Annotated in this window: 2 protein-coding genes and 1 pseudogene; 2 read left to right on the top strand and 1 reads right to left on the bottom strand. The window is 62.6% G+C overall.

The genetic code is table 11. The features are described from left to right. The coding region (locus tag FJ980_RS31095; RefSeq protein WP_140547373.1) for an alpha/beta hydrolase at positions 1 to 466 on the top strand (466 nt) is incomplete at its 5' end. A 43-nt stretch (positions 467 to 509) separates the two neighbouring features. Here FJ980_RS31095 and FJ980_RS31090 read toward each other — a convergent pair. After that, positions 510 to 1,115 (bottom strand): hypothetical protein, encoded by a 606-nt coding sequence (locus FJ980_RS31090; protein ID WP_140547372.1) that lies wholly within the window; start codon positions 1,113 to 1,115, stop codon positions 510 to 512. A gap of 124 nt (positions 1,116 to 1,239) precedes the next feature. On the opposite strand from FJ980_RS31090, the pseudogene FJ980_RS31085 reads away from it, so the two are divergent. Beyond that, positions 1,240 to 1,587 (top strand): annotated as a pseudogene (locus FJ980_RS31085) (serine O-acetyltransferase); the annotation flags it as partial.

The following is a 1,587-nucleotide window of genomic DNA, read 5'->3' as shown; positions in this document are numbered from 1 at the left end:
CTATTCGATGGGCGCGAGGATAGCGGCATTCCTGGCGCTGTCGGATCCCGACAAGGTGGCGACGCTGGTCTTCGGCGGTCTCGGCATCGGCATGATCGACGGCGTCGGCGATTGGGATCCGATCGCGGCAGCCCTTCTTGCCGACGATCCGGCCAAGACCACTCATCCCCGCGGCCGTTCGTTTCGCGCCTTCGCCGACCAGACTCGCAGCGACCGCCGGGCGCTCGCGGCCTGCATTGCCACCTCCCGCGAGTTGCTGAGCGAGGATGAAATTGCCCGGATCGCCCAGCCGACGCTGATCGCCGTCGGCACCACCGATGACATTGGCGGCTCGCCCGACGAACTTGCCGCACTGATGCCCAACGCCAAGGCTTTCCACATCGAAGGCCGTGACCATATGCTGGCCGTCGGCGACAAGACCTTCAAGCGGCGTGTGCTGGAATTCTACGCCGAAAATCCGCTTTGACCCGGCGTAAGAGCCCGATAAACCGAAAGGCACAAGCCCGATATCACCCCGGTTTTTGCAGCGCTTCGAGCGACCGGGTGAGATTCAGCCTAGCCTGCTGCTCGAAGCGCCGGCGGAATTCCTCGCTGTGGAAGATGTGCGGGCGTGTCAGGAAGCTGTTCAGCACCGCGCCACGTCCGGCCCGCCATATCGGCTCCTCCACCCATTGATATTCGGCGCGGATCGCGCGCTCATAGGCATCGAATGCATCCGGCGCTGCGCCGAGGATCGACAGGTCCATGTCCAGGAAAAGAGCGGCGTCACGCACCGCGGCCGTGTCTTCGAAGCCCGGCAACTGGTGTGTTGCGGTGGCAAGGATCATGGCGCAGATGCGGCCGAGGCGCTGGGCGTCGATGCGGCCCGCGAGCTTCTTTTCCGCGAGCGCTGCGCTTTGCGCCTCGTTGTCCTTGGCCCGGCTGTCATAGACGGCGTCGTGGAACCAGATCGCCGCCTCGACGGCCTCGGGATCGCCGAGCAGCTTCCGGTACTCGCCGGCGAGCGCCAGCATCGCCTCGATATGGGCAAGGTTGTGGTAGTGGCGATCCCGTCCCTCATAGAGGGCGGAAAGCTCGCGTTTGAGGGCATTGTCGAGCAAGAGTTCATTTTCCATGCCGGCTTGAATTCCCGCGAACCAAATCCATTTGACAGAGCACTAAGGAAAATTGAGTTCAACCGTGCTATGATCTGGCTTATATGTGCGGCTCGACATTAGGCAAGGCGGCAGGACGACGTCGATGAACAGCATCAGCATTTCCCGACACAGCGCGTTGCAGCCGGTCGATCCGATCTGGCGCTCGATCCGTGACGAAGCGATGGACGCGGTCAATCGCGACCCGCTGCTCGCCGCCTTCCTCTATTCGACCATCCTCAACCAGGAGAGCCTGGAGGAGGCGGTCATCCACCGGCTGGCCGAGCGGTTGGCGCACCAGGACATAGGTTCCGATCTCATCCGCCAGACCTTCAAGTCGATGCTGGCCGACGACAAGGATTGGCCGACCATCGTGCGTGTCGATATCCAGGCCTATTACGACCGCGATCCGGCCTGCGACCGCTTCATCATGCCGGTGCTCTACTTCAAGGGA

Source organism: Mesorhizobium sp. B1-1-5, from assembly GCF_006443065.1.
GTDB lineage: Bacteria > Pseudomonadota > Alphaproteobacteria > Rhizobiales > Rhizobiaceae > Mesorhizobium.
Note: the sequence above shows the minus strand (reverse complement) of the source record. Positions and strands in the feature narration are given on the sequence as shown.

Bases quoted from the DNA above. Each gene is read 5' to 3' on its own strand.
- FJ980_RS31090 (WP_140547372.1), bottom strand. From the start codon at position 1,115: ATGGAAAATGAACTCTTGCTCGACAATGCCCTCAAACGCGAGCTTTCC.